The following is an 18,799-nucleotide window of genomic DNA, read 5'->3' as shown; positions in this document are numbered from 1 at the left end:
ATGCCGTTACCGCGCCGCGACTCGCTGCCGCTCGCGCGGGGTGAGCAGCTGGTTGAAAGTGGCCGGACCGCCGTACAACTGGTCTAGATAGGCATAGAGCGCTCGCAGGCTCAGACCGAGCTGCCGTTCCCATCCGGAACGGGCTTCCAGCCAGTCGATCAGCTCCCGTCCCTCGGCCAGCGTGACGGCCGCGTTCACGGGTTGGTCGAGCCGGTAGGACTCCGGGTCCCACGCCGTGTCCGGTCCGCGCTCAGTCTGTACGGCGGCGGTCAGCTCCTCGAGCTGAGCACCGCTGTAGAAGCTGTCGAACCCGTACCGGCCGCGCGCCCGGTCGAATCCGTGCAGCTCCTCCACGTACTCGCTGAGTGCCAGGAACAGCTCGATGCCGTCGTACTCCCGGCCGCCCGCAACGACGCGCCGTAGCTCGTGGACCTGCGCACGGCCCTCGCTGACGGTCCAGTCCGAGTCACCGAGTCGCTCAGTCATGGAACGGATCCTAAAGGGACCTTCGGCGGTAAATTGTTAACAGCACGTGTGTTCTATGTGGCTGGCAAGTAACCGGATCTTTGCTACATTCCGGAACTAGAGGGTCCTGGTGACGACTGGTGAGCACCTGGGCACGGAACGAAGGGGGTGATCGGCCTGTCCACACCCACGGCGGCCGCGCAACCCGCTACGGACGCGAAGACCCGCGCCCGGACAGCGGTTGGAAGAGCTCTCGGAATCCTGCACCCGGGCGCAATGCCGCTCCGGGACGGCCGCGTCTGGCTGACCAGCAGGAAGGACGCGCTGGCAGCAGGTGTGCTGCGGTCGCTCGAGGACTACCTCGCCCGCCGCGCCGCCGGCCGGGTCGCTGACGCACGTCTGGTGGCCGAAGGCGTCGCAATGCTCGGCGCCGAGGTCGCCCGCGCCCGCGGTCAGTCGCCGTCCGGCGGGGCCACGCAGGCGCTCGACCGCTACCTGGGTGGACCCGGTCTCGACCAGCCGCACCGCGCCGAGGCCGAAGCGATGCTGCAGGTCGCGCTGCGCAGCGCCGCGGTCCACGACCCGGCCGCCGCCGAACGCCTCGAGCAACTGAATGCGCCGGTGCAGACTCCCCCGGCGTCCACCATCATCTCTGCTTCGGCTGCCATCGACCGCGAGGCGGAACTCCTCGACATCCGTACGGCCGCGGCACCACAGCCGCAGCAACAGCAGCCGCGGCAGCGCGGAACGGTCGGCAGCCGGCACCGGAAGGCCACCGGCCGCCGGCTCTGGACCTCGCAGATGCGCGGTACCGGACTCGCCCTCGGCGAACGCCCGAGCACGGAGCCCACCCTGACCGACGCGCACGCGCTGAGCGTGCTGCAGTCGATGGACCGGCGCGATCTCGAGGCCTCTCTCACCGGCCCGCCGGACGTGCAGTCCCAGCTCGCCGTACTGCAGTTGACGGGCGCCGATGACCCGCAGCACGTCCGCGTCGAGATCGGCAAGGTCCCGCTGGGCGCACTGGCCTGCGCGACGGTGGGCTCCGGCGAGCCGGACGACCCGCACGTACTGCGGATCGCCTCGGGCCTCAGTGACGCGCAGATCCGGCACGTCTGGACCCAGCAGCTGTCCCAGATCACGCAGGAGGTCGCCGCCGGACAGGCCGAGCAGCCGCGGGGCGTCCTGGGCAGGCTCAAGTCGGCCTTCGGGCACGAACGCCGTGACCGGCGGATGCAGGCCGACCAGGCCGCGTTCCAGGTCATGCTCCGCGACTGGCACGACGCGCAGGCATCCGAACAGCCCGGCGCCCAGCACCCCGGGCAGGCGCCCGGACAGGCGGCTGGGCGGCGCAGCGCTGCTGATCTTGAGCACGATCTGGAGATCCTGGCGCGGCGGATCCGGAGCCGTGGGGGTGCCGAGCCGGCCCTGCCCTGGACCGCGGGCGCCGTCGTCGACCCGCAGGCGGCCGGCTTCGGCGTCGCGGCCGAGAAGGCCGCCACCGCGAAGGTCGCCGCACCGAACACACCCGGCCATCTGCGGACCCAGGTCGCCGAACAGATCGCCGCCCTCGAGGCCGCCGTCACGGACCTGGACGCGAAGGCAACCACCAAGCGGAACAGCTCTCGCGGAGCGACCGACGAGGCCGAAGACAAGGAACGTGAGGCCGCGCTCGAGGACCAGCAACGCGACCACGGCGCGCCCGAGCGAGCCCGGAAGCTGCGCGTCACCGCCGAGTTCGCACAGAGCAAGGCCGCTCGCCACGCCGAGATCGCCGGCGCGTACGAACAGGCCGCCGGTACGGCGCGGAAAGCGCTGGCCGGCTACCAGAACCTGCTGACCGAGATCGACAACGGCGCCCCGCCGGCCCGGATCGCCCAGCTGGCCGGTACGGCGAAGCAGCAGGTGCAGGCGTACGAACGCAGCCTCGACCGCGCGATGCCGGTCAAGGACCTGCTGATGACCGGCGTACCGGAAGGCAAGCAGCTCGACCTTCCGGTCGACGACATCAAGCGGGTTCTGGCCGCCAACAACCTCGGCCGACTGTCGGAGCGCGGTTCGCTGCCGGTGCCCTCGGCGGAGTACCGCCGACTGCTGGCCGCCGACGGCATGGTGTTCAACGTCGGCAACGACCCGGACGACGAGCTGTCCGAGGCGGCCCAGGTCAGGTTGCGGTTGAAGCCGCGCGCCATCCCTGACCTCACCGAGATCGTCACGCGGGACTTCGAGCTGGCCGAGCAGATGTCCGGCAGCCTCGGCGAGGGCGGCATCAGCGTCGGCACCACCAACACGCACTCGACCAGCATCAACGTCGGCGTGAATCTGCAGCCGCTGCTGGCCCTGGCCGCGCCCGGTACGCCGCTGCACGCCGCCGCACAGCTCACGTCGCCACGCGTGGACGCCACCGTCGCCCGCTCCCTCGCCGACGAGGATGACGTGACGGCCAGCCACCAGCTCGGCTCGGTCGGGGACCACCGTGGCGAATCGCTGCTGTACGAGTGGTCCGGCGAATGGGAGATCGAGGTACGGAAGTCCCCGCTCGACCCTTGGTCGCCGATCGACACCGTGGACGCCGGGCGGCAGCAGACCTGGGTGTCGAGCCCGTACACGGTGCAGGCGCCGACCGACACCGTGACGCTGGACGAGCTCGGCCGCGGGCAGGACGTCACCGGCGAGTTCCCCCGGCACGCGGTGACCAGCTTCACCGGGGCGCACGACCTCACCGACCGCATGCTCCGGCAGGCCGCGCAGCAGAAGTTCAAACTCGACCGGGTCTCGTACGACCACATCGCCGGCCTGATGACGAACGACCCGCACCGCCTGCTCGGTGACCTGACCGCACCGGGCGGCATCACCCGGCGGATCCCCTCGCGCGGCGATACCGCGTACGAGCTCAAGTGGGAGCTCAAGCCGATCTGGGGCAACGCTCAGCTGGTCGGTGAGGCCGGCAGCATGGACACCCGCCGGGAACGGGTGATCGTGGACTTCGCCGGGATCAACGCGAGCCAGACCTACACCACCGCTGCCACCGCAACGGCGACGCTGGCCTTCCCGGGCAAGCCGGACGCCCTGAACCCGCTGGCCGCCGCGACCGTGCTCAACAACGTCGGCGGATCGGGTGTGAACGTCGGGCCGAACGCGGCGGCCGGACGCAACGTCTCGCGGTCCGGCGGCCAGTCGGTCAGCATGACCGCGATCTCGCCGGCCGTGCATCGCGAGAACGACCCGGAGCAGGGCGTCCTGCTCGGCTTCGAGGCCGTCGGGACCCTCCGCAACCTCCGCGATCCGAAGAGCAAGCCGGTCGTCGTCAAGGGCGAATGCCAGGCGCTGCTGCGGGCCCCTGAGAACGACCTGCTGCGGGCGGGCTGCCGCGCGCACCGGGACGCCGTGCCACTGGACGCCGACGGCAATCCCAAGCTGGACGCGCAGGGACGGGTGGTCCTCCGCGGCGACGCCCTCCCGTCGCCCGTTCCGCAGACGGTGCCGCCGATCATGGGCGTCGGCGAGAACCAGCTGCGCGGCGCCGGCAGCGGCCTGCCACAGAATCTCACGGGCGCCGAGCCGGCCCAGGAACAGGCGCTGGCTCGCCTGGCCAAGATCGGATTGGTCCCGCCGCCCGGTACACCGCTCGCGCCAGGGGGTCTGGACAGCGACGACCTGCGGAGCCGGAACTACTCGCGCATCGTCCAGGCCATCAGCGCACCACGGATGGAAGCGGGTTTCAACCAGGCCTGCCAGAGCGGCCTGATCGTGATGCTCGAGGATCGTGGGCCCCTCGGTACGCCGCGTTGGCGGCCGTTCCGGCTCTCGGTGGCGCAGGACCACGACGAGTCGACCGGCCGCTTCGAGGCCGAGGGCGCCGGCGTCAAGCCGAACGACAGCGGGATCGGCCTCGGCATCAGCTCCCGCGGCACCGGGCGGACGTCCGGCCGGTCCAAGGGCCTACCGCTGTCGGCCGGCGTCGACGGCAAACACAGCCCGGCTTCCGGCATCAGCGGCCTGATGGGCCGGCTGGGCCTGAAGGGGACCCGGACAGCGCTCGGCAAGACCTACAGCACGACCAGCGGGCAACGGATCAACCGGGTCACGCTAGCCGAGTCCACCGAGCCGATGGACCGGCTCAAGCAGGGCATCCGGATCACCTTCGCCGAGATCACCGATCACGGCGACGCGGAGCCGATCGCCGACGTTCGGGGCACCGTCGAGATCGCGTACGACAGCTCGATCTCGCGCGCTTCCGCTCCGGTGTTCGAGAAGTCCCCGAAGCCGCCGCACAACGACGCCGTCCAGCAGGCCTTCCCGGTCGCGGTCGACGCCGGCCGGGTGATCGGTGCCGACGGCAAACGTCATGACCCGGCCGATCTGATCTGCGCGGCGATCCCCGCGCTCCGCGCCGACTCGACGGCGCTGCCGGCGCTGCACGCGGCCCTGTCCCCCAGCAGCCTGGTCGCGAACCGCGAGTGGCTGAACGGTGAGTATCGGCTGCCGTTCACGGTGGTCAAGGCTCCCGGCAATCCGGTGCACATGCTCCAGGAGCGCACGGTGCTCCCGGAGGAGTACCAGATCGTGGTCCGGGGCAAGGCGGTCGCGCTCACGCATTTCGCGATGAGCCAGAAGAACAGCGTCGACATCAACTTCACCATGGGCAACGTCGGCTCGACCACGGGCACGTCGTCGTCCGGCGGGGTCAGCGGCAGCGCCGGCGGCGGCCACGTCGGCGCCGACGGAACCGGCACCAGCGGTGGCTTGTCGGTCGGCCGTACCGGCGGCAAGTCGCAGTCCACGACGATCAGCGAGACCGCCGGCGACGAGCGGCTGCTGATCAATCCCGGCACCCACCACGAGTTCATCGAGCGGTTCGAGATGACCGCCGACATCGTGCACAACGGCAAGGTGATCGGTTCCGTCCCGCTGCCGGACGCCAGGGCACACAAGACGATGGCCGAGCGGCGGGCGCTGGAGCTGTACGCCGCCAACAAGCTGGACCTGCCGCTGTGGGTGGTCGCCGATGCCGCCGAGCGGTACCTGAACGACAAGCTCCCGATCAGCCACGGGACCGCGTCCGGTGTCCTGGGGCGGTACCAGCGCGAAAGGCAGGGAGCCACCACCGGTCTCGCGGCGGAGCACACCACCGAGCAGCTGACCGCGAAGCTCCGGAAACGGACCAAGCAGCCCGCTGCCCCGGACGCACCCGCCCGGTCCGCGGAACAGGACCTCGCCGACGCCCGGCAGCGCACCGAGGCGCGCTCCCAGCGGCGCCGGGAGGCATATACCTCGGAGGTGTACGAGGACAGCCTCGGAGTCTCGGCGACGGAAGCTGTCGAGGTCCCGGTCCTGGTCGACGGCCAACCACTCCTCGAGGACGGCCAGCCGGTGATGCAGAAGCTCGACCTGCGTGAGCTGGTCGAGCCGCAGATCGACGAACTGGCACCGGGGCTCCGGACCGCGAGCCTCCAGCTCCAGAACGACGTCGACGTCAACCTGGACAAGGACAGTTTCCAGGTTCACCTCGAAGACATGCTCGGCGCGGGGGCGTTCGAGGTGCCGATCGAGGTTCCGATCCAGGGGCAGCAGCGCCCGGACGTCCTGTTCGTCCAGGTCGAGGCCGAGTTCGTCGGCCCGCGCACCATCGAGGACGGCCCCGACAAGCCTGACGGCACTCCGGACATCCCGGAGGAGGCCGCCGGCATTGTCGGTCAGAACTACAACTACCGGACCGTCGATCAGCAGACCGGGCACACCGTCGACGTGTCGGGCGGCCTCGACGGCAGGACCGGCGCAGGCCCCGGTGACCTCACCGGTGGAGTCGCGACCGATCTGACACACGCGAACACCGCCGGCGGCAGCAGGACCGGCGTCGGGATCTCCCGGGTGGGTCACTTCGACCCGGTCAAGACCCATCGGGACGTGGTGTTCACCACCCGGGTGGTCCGGGTCCGGAACGCCGGTGCGGCAGCTCAGGCGAGCGCTCGCTGGAAGCTCCGCCAGATCAACCCCGCCGACGTCACCAGCGTGTCCGAGCCACGCCAGATCCGGGCGCGGCTGGTCCAGTGGCTCCCCCGCGGCGACGTGCTGGACACGCCGCTGCCGACCGTGCCGCAGACTGCCGAACAGCGCTACGACCATCGTCCGATCGAGCTTCCGGACGGCGCGGTCCCGGTCCGGGTCGCGCTGCACGGCGCCGGTGACAAGCGGCAGCACGAACTGCTGGCGAACCTCACCCACTACCTGGAGCAGCCCGGCGTGCTGGGCGCGGGCGGTGCCGCCGAGTACCGGGGCCTCCTCCACGAGAATCTGACGCCGAGGTCGCTCAAGGCGAAGGCCGGGCTGCTCCTCGGCCCCGGCATCGACCTGCAACCGATGGCCAAGCCGGGCAACGGCCGGACGATGGTGCACGTCACGCTGAACGCGACCGCGGTCGGGTGGGAGCTGCACGGACCGGAGCTCGAAGGCCAGGAAGGCACCGTCTGGCGCGAGGAGAAGACGTACCGGTCGTCCAGTTCCAGCAACCGTCTGACCCCGCTGACGGCGACCGGCGGATTCGACGCCGGTGTGGTTGCCGTCAGCGGCACGATCGGTGAACAGGTCAAGGAGCAGTCGTCGGAGGCGCACGGCACGCGTCTGGAGACGAGCAGGTTCGTCGAGGGCTCCATGGTCACCGTCCGGATCCCCATCCAGTACGAGGCGACCGTCCGGACCACGACCGCCAAGGGCCACGGCGACCCGGTGACGCGCAACACGACCAAGCTGCCGAACGTGGCGCGTGGCGAGATGTACGTCCGGATGCTCAGGCACCAGTACCTCGACGTCATGCAGCAGATGGAGCAGGGCGTATCGCTCGACGCCGCGCTGGCCGATGCGCGACTGCAGTCGGCGCCGAAGGACTTCGGGCCGCCGGACGTCGTCGCCACCGAGTACCGGGCGGGAGATTCCGGTGCGGTCTTCATGCCGTACGAGCCGCTGCTGGACGTCATCAGGCAGGCCAAGGCCGAGGAACGGTCGCTGGTCCTGCTCGTGCGGCAGGGCGACGGTACCGAGGAGAAGTACCGGGCGACGAAGGACGGACTGCTCGAGTGCAACGGTGACGGCGGGTTCGCGGACGCGTTCCGGCGGCTGCATCCGACGGTGGTCCGGATGGCTCAGAGCCACGACGTCGATCTCCGTGACCTGTTCAACACGTCGCCGCCGGACGGTTTCAACAAGCATGTGGCTGATGCACTGGTGGACAAGGGCGTGGAGCTGGGCACGCTGAAGGGCCTCGACGCCACGACGACGGCGCAGGCGATGAGACCCGCACAACAGCACCGGGCCCAAACGCATCCCGTTAGTGCTGGACGAGGCATCGCACCGACTGGGCACGGGCCGTCGCTGAGTGGGCTGTGAGGCTGATGACGGATCCGTACGGGCCGCAGGAACGAGAGGGACTTGATGGCATTCGCGGTGGCGCGGACGCGGGACGAGGCGCAGCTGTACCTGGAGCTGCATCCGTGCCCGGACTGCGGGGCGGACGAGGCGCCCTGGGAGCAGGCGCTCGTCCAGGTCGACGGTGAGCTGGCCTCCAGCTACGCCGCGATCTGCCCGGGTTGTTCGGCCGAACGTGAATACCTGTTCGGGCTGCCGGAGCGTGAGACACCGGTGCGGGGCTGGCCGACGTTCGGCGGTCCGGAGCCGTCCGACATCATCGACGCGGGTCAGTGGCTGGACGTGGCCGAGCGCGCCGCGGCCGCCGTGCCCACGGATCCCGTCGAGGCCGGTAGGGTGCTCGCGATCGTGCAGGCCGCCGTCGCCGAGGTGATCAAGTTCGTCCCGGCCGGCGCCGACGCCGTACCGGAGGACGAGTTCTGGACGCCGGAAGGACAGGCGGCCCGGGCTGCCGAGCCCGGGCGGTTCCGGCTGGACAGACTGCTGGTGACGCGGGACACGTACTCCGACCTGGCCAGGGAAATGGGAGCGAGATAACCGATGTTGATGGCGAGAACCCTCTGGGAGGCCGACGTCTATGTCGCCCTGACACGCGCGGAGCGCGGACCGGAGCCGGGTCAGCGACTGACACCGGCCGCGCCGATCGCGCGCGGCGAGAACCTCACCGAGGGCCCGGACGCGTGGACGTACTCGTCGCCGGTCGGCGACATCACCATCCCGTACGTCTCCGAGAAGACCGCCAACCAGACCGGGATGCACTTCGGGCTCGGCCGGTCCCGGCTGGTCGACCCCGCGCAGTGGGTGATTGTCGCGCATCAGTACGCCGACGACGCGCTCGTGGACGCCATGAACTACGACGGCGAGCCGGGCGACAAGCGCGCCGGCATCGAGCTCTCCTGGGAACTTGCCGCCGAGGCGATCAACCAAGCCGTGCAGTTCCTGCCCGCGGATGCCGTCGAGGTCCCGGACTCGGAGATCTGGACCGAGTTCGGCGCGGCCTCCAAGGCCGCGCATCCCGGCATGCTGCACCGGGCCCGGCTGGAAGAGGACCTGGAGTACTTCACCGAGGCCCTGGCCAACTTCCGGGCCCTGCACGGCCCACACTTCCGCTGACCCGGGCGTCCAACCTGGCCCGAGATCCTACTGGGTCGGCGTGTCCTGGGTCAGCTCGATCCGGATGGCCAGGGCGTCGGCGCCGGCCTGCTCGAGGACCCGCTGCTTCGGATCCGGTACGCCGAGGAACGGCGGCCGCACCAGCCCGGCGACCTCCTTCAGGCGCGGATCGTCCAGCACGGTGTCAACGGCCCGCCGGTCTCCCCCGCAGACCAGTACGTCCAGCTTCGCCGCGGCCAGGATCCGCACCGCTACCTCGGTCGCGGCGGCGAACGCCTCCCGCGCCTGGTTGTCCCGGCGGCGCGCATACCGCTGCTGCGACCAGCCACCCGCCTTCGTCGTCCCCTGCACATGCCGCGACCCAACCTTCGAGTCCAGAAGCTTGCCCCCGGCAAACACCCCCGCGCCGTACCCACCCCGGCGAACCAGCAGAACCCCCAGCCGCCGCGCCTGCAGCACATGCGCAACAAGCCCCTCGCGAGACAATTCCACGAGGGGCCCGAAGGGCACGGCAACGACAGCACTGGAGCCGTCCTCAGCAGCCAACCTGACCACCGTCGACGTCACGTCGTACCGCACCGCGCCATGGCGCTCACCGAAGCCGTCCAGCCACCTGTCCAGTCGGCCCGGCGCCACCGAAACAGTTCGCGTCACACGTTGAAGCCGAGGGCGCGGAGTTGGTCGCGGCCGTCGTCGGTGATCTTTTCGGGGCCCCACGGCGGCATCCAGACCCAGTTGATCCGGAAGTCGTTGACGAGGCCGTCCAGCGCCATCCGGGTCTGGTCCTCGATCACGTCGGTCAGCGGGCAGGCCGCGGACGTCAGCGTCATGTCGATGATCGCCGTACTGGTGTCGTCGACCGTGATGCCGTAGATGAGGCCGAGGTCGACGACGTTGATGCCGAGCTCGGGGTCCACGACGTCCTTGAGCGCCTCGGTCACGTCCTCGACCTTGGCCGGCGTCGTGCCGGGTCCGCCGGCCTGAGCAGCCTGCGCGGCCTCCAGGTCGACCTCAGGCAGCTCGATCTTCTCGTCGGTCTGGTCAGGCATTGCTCACTCCTTGGTTGGCAGCCCCTTGCTCGGCCAGGGCCTGGGCGGTGGCGTCCCGCCAGGCGGACCAGCCGAGCAGTGCACACTTCACGCGGGCGGGGAACTGCGCGACGCCCGCGAACGCCACACCGTCCTCCAGAACCTCTTCGTCCGGTTCGACATTCCCGCGGCCCTGCATCAGTTCCAGGAACTTCTCGTACGTCGCCATGCCCTCGGACACCGGCTTGCCGATCACCAGGTCCGACATCACCGACGTCGCCGCCTGGCTGATCGAGCAGCCGACGCTGTCGTGCGTGACGCCCTTCACGGTGTCGCCGTCGAGCTCGACCCGGAGCGTGACCTCGTCCCCGCAGGACGGGTTCACGTGGTGCACCTCCACGTCGTACGGGTCCACGAGCCCCGCGTGGTGCGGGGTCCGGTAGTGGTCCAGGATGATCTCCTGGTACAGGCTGTCGAGCTGCATGATCAGTCCACCTTGAAGAAGCTACGGACGAACCCGAGACCGTCGACGAGCGCGTCGATCTCCTCGGGAGTTGTGTACAGGTAGAAAGACGCTCTGGTCGACGATTGCATTCCGAACCGCTCGTGCACCGGCCGCGCGCAGTGGTGCCCGGCCCGGACCGCGATCCCGCGGGTGTCCAGTACGGTCGACACGTCGTGCGGGTGCACGCCGTCCAGCGCGAAGCTGATCGCGCCGCCGTGGTCCTCGGCGTCGGTCGGCCCGAGCAGCGTCAGGCCCGGAACCGTCTTCAGTCCCTCCAGCGCGTACTCGACGATCGCGTGCTCGTGCGCCGCGATCTTGTCCATCCCGATCCCGGACAGGTAGTCGATCGCCGCACCGAGCCCGACCGCCTGCGCGATCGGCGGCGTACCGGCCTCGAACCTGGCCGGCGGCGGCGCGTACGTCGAACCGGTCATCCGGACGATCTCGATCATCTCGCCGCCACCGAGGAACGGCGGCAGCGACGCGAGCAGCTCGTACCGGCCCCAGAGGACGCCGATGCCGGTCGGTCCGACGACCTTGTGGCCGGTGAACGCGAGCAGGTCCGCGCCGAGCGTCGAGACGTCGACCGGGAACTGCGGGACCGCCTGCGACGCGTCGACCACCACGGTCGCGCCGACCGCGTGCGCCTTCGCAGCGATGTCGGTGATCGGGTTGATCGTGCCGAGCGCGTTCGAGACCCAGGTCAGCGCGACCACCTTGGTGCGCTCGGTCAGCAGCTCCTCGATGTTGCTCAGGTCGAGCCGGCCGTCCTCGGTGACGCCGAACCACTTCAGCGTCGCGCCGGTCCGCTCACAGGCCAGCTGCCACGGGACGATGTTGCTGTGGTGCTCCATCTCGGAGACCACGACGACATCGCCCGGCTTCAGCGACGCACCCAGGGTGTGCGCGGCCAGGTTGAGCGCCTCGGAGGCGTTCTTGGTGAACACGACCTCGTCCCGCGACGGGGCGCCGATGAACTCGGCAACCTTGTCCCGGCCACCCTCGTACGCCGCGGTCGCCTCGGCACCGAGCTGGTGCATCGCCCGGGCCACGTTCGCGTTGTGCTTGAGGTAGTGGTCCTCGAGCGCCTGGACGACCTGGCGCGGCTTCTGCGAGGAGTTCGCCGAGTCGAGGTACACCAGCGGGAACCCACCGGCCAGCTCGCGCGACAGGATGGGGAAGTCCGCCCGGACCGATTGCAGGTCCAAGGGACTGCTGAACGTCCGGGCGCTCGTCACTTCGCGACGGCCTTCACGAACCGCTCGTAGCCGTTGGCCTCGAGCTCCTCGGCCAGCTCCGGGCCGCCCTCTTCGGCGACGCGGCCGTCGACGAACACGTGCACGAAGTCCGGCTTGATGTAGCGCAGGATCCGCGTGTAATGGGTGATCAGCAGTACGCCCTTGTCGCCCTGCGCCGCGAACCGGTTGACGCCCTCGGAGACGATCCGGAGCGCGTCGATGTCGAGGCCGGAGTCGGTCTCGTCGAGGATCGCGACCTTCGGGTTCAGCAGCTCCAGCTGGACGATCTCGTGGCGCTTCTTCTCACCGCCGGAGAAGCCCTCGTTGACGTTGCGCTGCGCGAACTCGGCGTCCATCTCGAGCGCCGACAGCGCGCCGTTGACGTCCTTGACCCAGGTCCGCAGCTTCGGGGCCTCGCCGTCGATCGCGGTCTTCGCGGTCCGCAGGAAGTTCGCCACCGAGACGCCGGGCACCTCGACCGGGTACTGCATGGCCAGGAACAGGCCGGCCCGGGCGCGCTCGTCGACGGTCATGTCCAGCACGTTCTCGCCGTCCAGCGTCACCGAGCCACCGATGATGTTGTACTTAGGGTGGCCGGCGATCGAGTACGCCAGCGTCGACTTGCCGGAGCCGTTCGGGCCCATGATCGCGTGCGTCTGGCCGCTGCCGATGGTCAGGTCGACGCCGCGCAGGATCTGCTTCGGGCCGGCCTCGGTGTCCACCGACACCTGCAGGTCGCGAATCTCGAGTGTCGCCATGAGTATCTCTGATCTCCGTTGTTTTACAGGGATTGCTGGTTCAGGGGGTTCTTCACGTCGACGAGCACGTCGTCGCCGTCGAGGCGTACGGGGTAGATCGGCACCGGGTCGTAGGCCGGCAGGCTGGTCGGCTCGCCGGTCCGCAGGTCGAAGCGGGACCCGTGCAGCCAGCACTCGATCTCGCACTCGCCGACGTCGCCCTCGGACAGCTGGATCTGCGCGTGCGAGCATTCGTCCCGGACGGCGAAGTACTGTCCTTCGCTCTTCACCACCGCGACCTCCACGCCACCGACCTCGACCGGGATCACTCCCTCGTCGGGTACGTCGGTGGCGGCGCAGGCGCGCTCGAACGTGTCGCTCACTTGCCGACGACCGCCTTGGCGGACTCGCTCAGCTCGGCGGTGCGGGCGAGCTTCTCCTCGATCACCTCGTGCAGGTGCTCGCTGACCTCGGCGACGCCGATCTTGCCGATGATGTCGTTGAAGAAGCCCGACACGACCAGCCGGCGGGCCGCGTCCTCGGGGATGCCGCGAGCCTGCAGGTAGAACAGCTGCTCGTCGTCGAAGCGGCCGGTCGCGGACGCGTGCCCCGCGCCCTCGATCTCGCCGGTCTCGATCTCCAGGTTCGGCACCGAGTCGGCGCGGGCGCCGTCGGTGAGCACCAGGTTCCGGTTCAGTTCGAAGGTGTCGGTGCCCTCGGCCGCGGCCCGGATCAGCACGTCGCCGATCCATACCGAGCGGGCGTTGTCACCGGCCAGCGCACCCTTGTAGAGCACGTTGCTCTTGCAGTGGGTGGCCTCGTGGTCGACGAAGAGCCGGTTCTCGTGGTGCTGACCGGACTCGGCGAAGTACACCCCGAGGAGCTCGGCGTCGCCGCCGGGCCCGGCGTACCGGACGTTGGTCGCGATCCGCACGACCTTGCCGCCGAGCGTGACCACGACGTGGTGCAGCTTGGCGTCCCGGCCGACCAGCGCGTCGTGCTGGCCGAGGTGGATCGACTCGTGGTCGCCCTGCTGGATCGAGACGACCCGCAGCTCGGCGCCGTCACCGACGACGATCTCGACGTTGCTGCTCAGCTCGCCGGCGCCGCTGTGATCGATGATCACGGTCGCCCTGCTGTGCCGGCCGGACTCGACGATCAGGTGGCTGAAGCCGCGGGCACCGAGGCTCGCGACGTTCACGTGCACCGGGTCGGTCAGCTCGGCCTCGACCGGGATCCGGACCGCGAACGCGTCATCGGCGTGGTTCCAGGCGACGGCCGCGGAACGGTCCTGCGGCTTGCCGACCTTGAGCGAGTCGGCGGCGACGGTCTCGAAGACGACTCCCTCCGGGCCGGCGGCGTCGATCTTCGGGGTCTCGGTGCCGGCCGCGTCCTCGAACAAAGCCTTGAGCTGCTTGACCGGGGTGAAGCGCCACTCCTCCTCGCGGCCGTTCGGCACCGCGAAGTCGGCGACGTCGTACGACGTCGGCCGCTCGCTGCGGGCCTGCAGCGGGACCGGGGAGCCCGGCCCGTGGGAGTGCGCCTTGTTGCCGGTAGCAACAAGGGTTTCTGCGGACGACATCAGCCGACGGCCCCTTCCATCTGCAGCTCGATGAGCCGGTTCAGTTCCAGCGCGTACTCCATCGGGAGCTCGCGGGCGATCGGCTCGATGAAGCCGCGGACGATCATCGCCATCGCCTCGTCCTCGGCCATCCCGCGGCTCATCAGGTAGAAGAGCTGGTCGTCGCTGACCTTGGAGACGGTCGCCTCGTGCCCCATCGCCACGTCGTCCTCGCGGACGTCGACGTACGGGTAGGTGTCCGAACGGCTGATGGTGTCGACGAGCAGCGCGTCGCAGCGGACCGTGGACTTGCTGTGGTGCGAGCCCGGCGCGACCTCGACCAGACCGCGGTACGACGTCCGGCCGCCACCGCGGGCCACCGACTTCGAGACGATCGAGCTGGAGGTGTACGGCGCGTTGTGCACCATCTTCGAGCCGGCGTCCTGGTGCTGGCCCTCGCCCGCGAACGCGACCGACAGGGTCTCGCCCTTGGCGTGCTCACCCATCAGGTAGACCGCCGGGTACTTCATCGTCACCTTGGAGCCGATGTTGCCGTCGATCCACTCCATGGTCGCGCCCTCTTCACAGGTGGCGCGCTTGGTGACCAGGTTGTAGACGTTGTTCGACCAGTTCTGGATCGTCGTGTAGCGGCAGCGGGCGCCCTTCTTCACGATGATCTCGACGACCGCCGAGTGCAGCGAGTCCGACTTGTAGATCGGCGCGGTGCAGCCCTCGACGTAGTGCACGTAGGCACCCTCGTCGACGATGATCAGGGTCCGCTCGAACTGGCCCATGTTCTCGGTGTTGATCCGGAAGTACGCCTGCAGTGGGATGTCCACCTTGACGCCCTTGGGGACGTAGATGAACGAGCCGCCGGACCAGACCGCCGTGTTCAGCGAGGCGAACTTGTTGTCGCCGACCGGGATCACGGAGCCGAAGTACTCCTTGAAGAGCTCCGGGTGCTCCTTCAGGCCGGTGTCGGTGTCCAGGAAGATGACACCCTGCTCCTCCAGGTCCTCGCGGATCTGGTGGTAGACGACCTCGGACTCGTACTGCGCGGCGACGCCGGCGACCAGGCGCTGCTTCTCCGCCTCCGGGATGCCGAGCTTGTCGTAGGTGTTCTTGATGTCCGGCGGCAGCTCCTCCCACGAGGTGGCCTGCTTCTCGGTGGACCGGACGAAGTACTTGATGTTGTCGAAGTCGATCCCGGACAGGTCGGCGCCCCAGGAGGGCATCGGCTTGCGGCCGAAGAGCTTCAGGCCCTTCAGGCGCAGCTCGAGCATCCACTCCGGCTCGTTCTTGAGGGTGGAGATGCCTCTCACCACGTCCTCGCTCAAGCCGCGCTGAGCAACCGCGCCGGCGGCGTCGGAGTCGGACCAGCCGTACTGGTAGTTGCCGAGGCCTTCCAGTTCGGGGTGAGCGGTTTGCGTCATCGTGCAGTCCTCGCAGATTCGCCGTCGGATACAGGGGCAACCGGTTCCTTGACCGCAGGAGTGCCGGGGATGTGCGTCGTACAGACACCGTCGCCGTGGGCAATGGTGGCCAGGCGCTGTACGTGCTTGCCGAGGAGTCTCGAGAACACCTCGGTCTCGGCCTCGCACAGCTGGGGGAACTGCTCGGCCACGTGCGCGACCGGGCAGTGGTGCTGACAGAGCTGGGCGCCGTGGCCCGCCTCCGCCGTGGAGGCGGCGTACCCGTCGGCCGTCAGGGCCTGCGCGAGCACCTCCGCCTTCTTGCCCTCCGGAGCCTGCGCCAGCAGGTCCCGGTAGCGCTCCTCGACCTCGGCGACCCGGTGCCGCGCGAACTCCGTCACCGCGTCGTCGCCGCCGGCCTCGGCGATGAACCGCATCGCGGTCGTCGCAAGGTCGTCGTAGGCCGTGTGGAACGCGTGCCGTCCGTGGTCGGTCAGCACGAACACCTTCGCGGGGCGGCCGCGGCCACGCGGGCCGTAGACCCGCTCCTCGCGCGACTCCACCAGGCCCTCGTCGAGCAGGTGGTCCAGGTGCCGGCGGACCGCCGCCGGGGTCAGCTCGAGCCGCTCCGCCAGCACCGCGGCGCTGGACGGCCCGTTGGTCAGGATCGAGCGGGCGACCCGGTCCCGGGTGGACTCGTCCCGCGCGCCGGCGGTGCCCTGGGGCACAACTCGGTCGGTCGCAGGAGTTTTCACAACATCAGTGTCGCGTAATTCGCCGGGGCCTTCAAATAAGGCTCCCCTTACCGGTTCCCAGGCTCAGGCGGGGCCCAGGGGGAGGCGTGAGCGAGGTCACTTCGCCCCGTTCTCTATGCTGCGGTTTGTGCCAGTCGCGGTGGAGATCGACAACCTCGTCGTGCGGTACGGAGAGAAGACCGCGGTCGACGGCCTCAGTCTCACCGTAACCGCAGGCACGGTGACGGCCGTACTCGGCCCGAACGGTGCCGGCAAGACCACGACCGTGGAGACCTGTGAGGGCTTCCGGCGCCCGGACTCGGGCCGCGTCCGGGTCCTCGGCCTGGACCCGCTCGCCGACCACGACGAGCTGATGCCGAAGATCGGCGTCATGCTCCAGGAGGGCGGCGCCTGGTCGGGCGTCCGGGCGGTCGAGATGCTGCGGTACGTCGCGAAGCTGCACACGCATCCGCTCGACGTCCCCGCCCTGGTCGAGCGCCTGGACCTCGGCAGCTGTGGGCGGACGCCGTACCGCAGGCTCTCCGGCGGGCAGAAGCAGCGGCTCTCGTTCGCGCTGGCGATCATCGGGCGCCCGGAGCTCGCGTTCCTCGACGAGCCGACGACCGGGCTCGACCCGCACGGCCGGCGCGAGATCTGGCAGCTGATCCGCGATCTGCGCGGCGACGGCGTCACGGTCGTACTGACCACGCACGCGATGGACGAGGCCGAGCAGCTGTCCGACCAGGTGCACGTTGTGTCGGCCGGCAAGCTGATCGCCTCCGGCACCCCCGACGCCCTCACCGAACACCACACGAAGTCGCTCGAGGACGTGTTCCTCGAGCTCACCAAACCGGACCGCTGATGACTACCTATGCACCGCAGCCGGGGAGTGCGCCCTGGCCGCAGAAGGTGATCGCGCACACGCGGATGGAGTTCAGGCTGCTCGTCCGCAACGGCGAGCAGTTGCTGCTCGCACTGGTCATCCCGCTCGGGGTGCTCCTGTTGCTCGGCGGGACGGGTCTGGGCGACCGGCTGCCGCTGGGCAGTGGCCGGCCGATCGACGAGGCGGTCCCCCGCGTCCTCGCACTCGCGGTGCTGTCGTCGTCCTTCACCTCGCTGGCGATCGCGACCGGCTTCGAGCGCCGGTACGGAGTCATCAAACGGCTCGGTGCCTCTCCCCTGTCGCGCACCGGCCTGCTCGCCGGGAAGATCGGCGCGGTCCTGATCGTCCAGCTGATCCAGCTCGCCGTTCTGATCGGGACCGGCTTCGCACTCGGCTGGAAGCCCGTCGGTGGAGCCGACGCGGTGTTCGGTGTGATCCTCACCGTTCTCTGCGGTACGGCCGCCTTCGCGTCCCTGGGTCTGCTGATGGCCGGCGTACTGCGCGCGGAGGCAACCCTCGCCGCGGCCAACCTGCTGTACCTGTTGCTGCTTGTCGGCGGCGCGATCATGACGCCCGTCGACGAGTACCCGGCCGGCATGCAAGGTGTCGTACGGCTGCTGCCGAGCGCCGCGCTGGCGAGCGGAATCTCGAACTCGACCGTCGAGGGAGTGATCCCGTGGGCCGCCGCACTGTCGCTTGCGCTCTGGGCGGCTGTCCTCGGTTACCTGGTCTCACGGACCTTCAAATGGGACTGACCTTTAGAGTGTGCCGGTGATGACGACGGAGACCGCGCCCCGATCCAGCGAGCCAGTCAGCGGATTCTGGCGATTGGTGCCCGAGCCGAGCCTGGACGTCGTCCGGCGCTGGGGCTGGGCGTCGGTGGTGGTGAACATCGGCATCGTGGTGACCGGCGGCCTGGTCCGGCTGACCGGCTCCGGCCTCGGCTGCCCGACCTGGCCGTCCTGCACCGACGACTCGTACGTACCGCACGCGGCGCTCGGCTATCACGGCGCGATCGAGTTCACGAACCGGATGCTCGGGTTCGTGGTCGCGATCGTCGCGATCCTCACCTGGCTGGTCGTCATGCGGTACCGGCCGATCCGGCGGGACCTGCGCCGGCTCGCGACCGCGGCCGCCCTCGGCGTCCCGCTGCAGGGCGTGATCGGCGGCATCAGCGTGCTGACCGGGCTGAATCCGTGGATCGTCTCGGCACACTTCCTGGTCTCGCCGGTGATCATCACGCTGACGGTCTCGATGATGCGCCGCTCGCGCACCAGCCCGTACCCGCACACTCCCCCGGTGGTCCGCGCGCTCGCCACCGTCTGCGTGATAGCGGTCTGGCTGACCGTTGCCCTCGGCACCGTTGTCACCGGCGCCGGTCCGCACTCCGGCGACCCGGAGACCGGCCGCAACGGGTTCGACCCGGAGCTGGTCAGCCAGTTGCATGCCGACGTGGTGTTCGGCCTGCTCGGGATCTCGATCGCGCTGGTGATCGCGACCCGGGTGACCGCCACCTCGCGAACCCTGCGCAAGCTCGCCGCCTGGCTGCTCGCCGTCGAACTGCTGCAGGGCGCCGTCGGCTTCACCCAGTACTTCACCGGCCTGCCCTGGGGCGTCGTCCTGGTACACATGCTGCTGGCCGGCCTACTGATCGCCCTGGTCACCGCCGTCTACGGCGAACGCGGAACGCCCGCGACGTAG

General features: G+C 69.7%; 16 protein-coding genes. 6 read left to right on the top strand and 10 right to left on the bottom strand.

Going from position 1 to position 18,799, the window contains the following annotated elements:
* Positions 1-6: 6 nt before the first annotated feature.
* Positions 7-486 (bottom strand): hypothetical protein, encoded by a 480-nt coding sequence (locus ACGFI6_RS17600; protein WP_393119617.1) that lies wholly within the window; start codon positions 484-486, stop codon positions 7-9.
* Positions 487-741: 255 nt separating this feature from the next.
* Here ACGFI6_RS17600 and ACGFI6_RS17595 point away from each other — a divergent pair, with 255 nt between their 5' ends.
* The 3 genes from ACGFI6_RS17595 to ACGFI6_RS17585 are packed head-to-tail and all read left to right on the top strand — an operon-like array spanning position 742 to position 9,000.
* Complete coding sequence (locus ACGFI6_RS17595) at positions 742-7,848, top strand: hypothetical protein (RefSeq protein ID WP_393119615.1); 7,107 nt, start codon at positions 742-744, stop codon at positions 7,846-7,848.
* A gap of 45 nt (positions 7,849-7,893) precedes the next feature.
* Positions 7,894-8,424 carry a hypothetical protein gene (locus ACGFI6_RS17590; protein WP_393119613.1) on the top strand — a complete coding sequence of 177 codons (531 nt, stop codon included), beginning with the start codon at positions 7,894-7,896 and terminating at the stop codon, positions 8,422-8,424.
* A 9-nt stretch (positions 8,425-8,433) separates the two neighbouring features.
* On the top strand, positions 8,434-9,000 hold the full coding sequence (locus ACGFI6_RS17585; RefSeq protein WP_393119611.1) for a hypothetical protein: 567 nt from the start codon (positions 8,434-8,436) through the stop codon (positions 8,998-9,000).
* Positions 9,001-9,027: 27 nt separating this feature from the next.
* Here ACGFI6_RS17585 and ACGFI6_RS17580 read toward each other — a convergent pair whose 3' ends face one another.
* From ACGFI6_RS17580 to ACGFI6_RS17540, 9 genes are read right to left on the bottom strand one after another with little or no spacing between them, the layout of a single operon-like run.
* A complete protein-coding gene (locus tag ACGFI6_RS17580) occupies positions 9,028-9,654 on the bottom strand; it encodes an acVLRF1 family peptidyl-tRNA hydrolase (protein WP_393119609.1) in 627 nt (208 codons plus the stop codon).
* Positions 9,651-10,049 (bottom strand): metal-sulfur cluster assembly factor, encoded by a 399-nt coding sequence (locus tag ACGFI6_RS17575; protein WP_393119607.1) that lies wholly within the window; start codon positions 10,047-10,049, stop codon positions 9,651-9,653. The genes ACGFI6_RS17580 and ACGFI6_RS17575 overlap by 4 nt, the downstream gene beginning before the upstream one ends.
* Positions 10,042-10,512 (bottom strand): Fe-S cluster assembly sulfur transfer protein SufU, encoded by a 471-nt coding sequence (gene sufU, locus ACGFI6_RS17570; RefSeq protein ID WP_393119605.1) that lies wholly within the window; start codon positions 10,510-10,512, stop codon positions 10,042-10,044. The genes ACGFI6_RS17575 and sufU overlap by 8 nt, the downstream gene beginning before the upstream one ends.
* Positions 10,513-10,514: 2 nt before the next feature.
* Positions 10,515-11,771: a cysteine desulfurase gene (locus ACGFI6_RS17565; RefSeq protein WP_393119603.1), complete on the bottom strand. Its 1,257-nt coding sequence runs from the start codon at positions 11,769-11,771 to the stop codon at positions 10,515-10,517.
* Entirely contained in the window at positions 11,768-12,529 is a 762-nt protein-coding gene (gene sufC / locus ACGFI6_RS17560; protein WP_393119601.1) for a Fe-S cluster assembly ATPase SufC, read from the bottom strand. Before sufC ends, ACGFI6_RS17565 begins: the two co-directional genes overlap by 4 nt.
* A 23-nt stretch (positions 12,530-12,552) precedes the next feature.
* Positions 12,553-12,891, bottom strand: coding sequence for a non-heme iron oxygenase ferredoxin subunit (locus ACGFI6_RS17555; RefSeq protein ID WP_393119599.1), 339 nt, complete (start codon positions 12,889-12,891; stop codon positions 12,553-12,555).
* Positions 12,888-14,090, bottom strand: coding sequence for a Fe-S cluster assembly protein SufD (gene sufD, locus ACGFI6_RS17550; protein WP_393119597.1), 1,203 nt, complete (start codon positions 14,088-14,090; stop codon positions 12,888-12,890). Before sufD ends, ACGFI6_RS17555 begins: the two co-directional genes overlap by 4 nt.
* Complete coding sequence (gene sufB, locus ACGFI6_RS17545) at positions 14,090-15,502, bottom strand: Fe-S cluster assembly protein SufB (RefSeq protein WP_387662125.1); 1,413 nt, start codon at positions 15,500-15,502, stop codon at positions 14,090-14,092. Before sufB ends, sufD begins: the two co-directional genes overlap by 1 nt.
* Positions 15,499-16,209: a helix-turn-helix transcriptional regulator gene (locus ACGFI6_RS17540; protein WP_393119760.1), complete on the bottom strand. Its 711-nt coding sequence runs from the start codon at positions 16,207-16,209 to the stop codon at positions 15,499-15,501. The genes sufB and ACGFI6_RS17540 overlap by 4 nt, the downstream gene beginning before the upstream one ends.
* A gap of 154 nt (positions 16,210-16,363) precedes the next feature.
* Between ACGFI6_RS17540 and ACGFI6_RS17535 the strand changes: the two genes are divergently transcribed.
* Genes ACGFI6_RS17535 through ACGFI6_RS17525 form a run of 3 tightly spaced genes read left to right on the top strand, consistent with a single transcriptional unit; the run spans position 16,364 to position 18,799 of the window.
* Positions 16,364-17,077 carry an ABC transporter ATP-binding protein gene (locus ACGFI6_RS17535; RefSeq protein WP_393119595.1) on the top strand — a complete coding sequence of 238 codons (714 nt, stop codon included), beginning with the start codon at positions 16,364-16,366 and terminating at the stop codon, positions 17,075-17,077.
* Complete coding sequence (locus ACGFI6_RS17530; RefSeq protein ID WP_393119593.1) at positions 17,077-17,853, top strand: ABC transporter permease; 777 nt, start codon at positions 17,077-17,079, stop codon at positions 17,851-17,853. The genes ACGFI6_RS17535 and ACGFI6_RS17530 overlap by 1 nt, the downstream gene beginning before the upstream one ends.
* 19 nt (positions 17,854-17,872) lie before the next feature.
* Positions 17,873-18,799, top strand: coding sequence for a heme A synthase (locus ACGFI6_RS17525; protein ID WP_393119759.1), 927 nt, complete (start codon positions 17,873-17,875; stop codon positions 18,797-18,799).

Source organism: Kribbella sp. NPDC048928 (assembly GCF_043197975.1).
GTDB lineage: Bacteria > Actinomycetota > Actinomycetes > Propionibacteriales > Kribbellaceae > Kribbella.
The sequence above is the reverse complement of the archived record's forward strand: the minus strand, read 5'-3'. Positions and strand labels throughout refer to the sequence as shown.

Excerpts from the sequence above, each read along its gene's own strand:
- ACGFI6_RS17600 (WP_393119617.1), bottom strand. The coding sequence starts at position 486 with ATGACTGAGCGACTCGGTGACTCGGACTGGACCGTCAGCGAGGGCCGT.
- ACGFI6_RS17595 (WP_393119615.1), top strand. The coding sequence starts at position 742 with ATGCCGCTCCGGGACGGCCGCGTCTGGCTGACCAGCAGGAAGGACGCG.
- ACGFI6_RS17590 (WP_393119613.1), top strand. The coding sequence starts at position 7,894 with ATGGCATTCGCGGTGGCGCGGACGCGGGACGAGGCGCAGCTGTACCTG.
- ACGFI6_RS17585 (WP_393119611.1), top strand. The coding sequence starts at position 8,434 with ATGGCGAGAACCCTCTGGGAGGCCGACGTCTATGTCGCCCTGACACGC.
- ACGFI6_RS17575 (WP_393119607.1), bottom strand. The coding sequence starts at position 10,049 with ATGCCTGACCAGACCGACGAGAAGATCGAGCTGCCTGAGGTCGACCTG.
- sufU (WP_393119605.1), bottom strand. The coding sequence starts at position 10,512 with ATGCAGCTCGACAGCCTGTACCAGGAGATCATCCTGGACCACTACCGG.
- sufC (WP_393119601.1), bottom strand. The coding sequence starts at position 12,529 with ATGGCGACACTCGAGATTCGCGACCTGCAGGTGTCGGTGGACACCGAG.
- sufD (WP_393119597.1), bottom strand. The coding sequence starts at position 14,090 with ATGTCGTCCGCAGAAACCCTTGTTGCTACCGGCAACAAGGCGCACTCC.
- sufB (WP_387662125.1), bottom strand. The coding sequence starts at position 15,502 with ATGACGCAAACCGCTCACCCCGAACTGGAAGGCCTCGGCAACTACCAG.
- ACGFI6_RS17530 (WP_393119593.1), top strand. The coding sequence starts at position 17,077 with ATGACTACCTATGCACCGCAGCCGGGGAGTGCGCCCTGGCCGCAGAAG.
- ACGFI6_RS17525 (WP_393119759.1), top strand. The coding sequence starts at position 17,873 with ATGACGACGGAGACCGCGCCCCGATCCAGCGAGCCAGTCAGCGGATTC.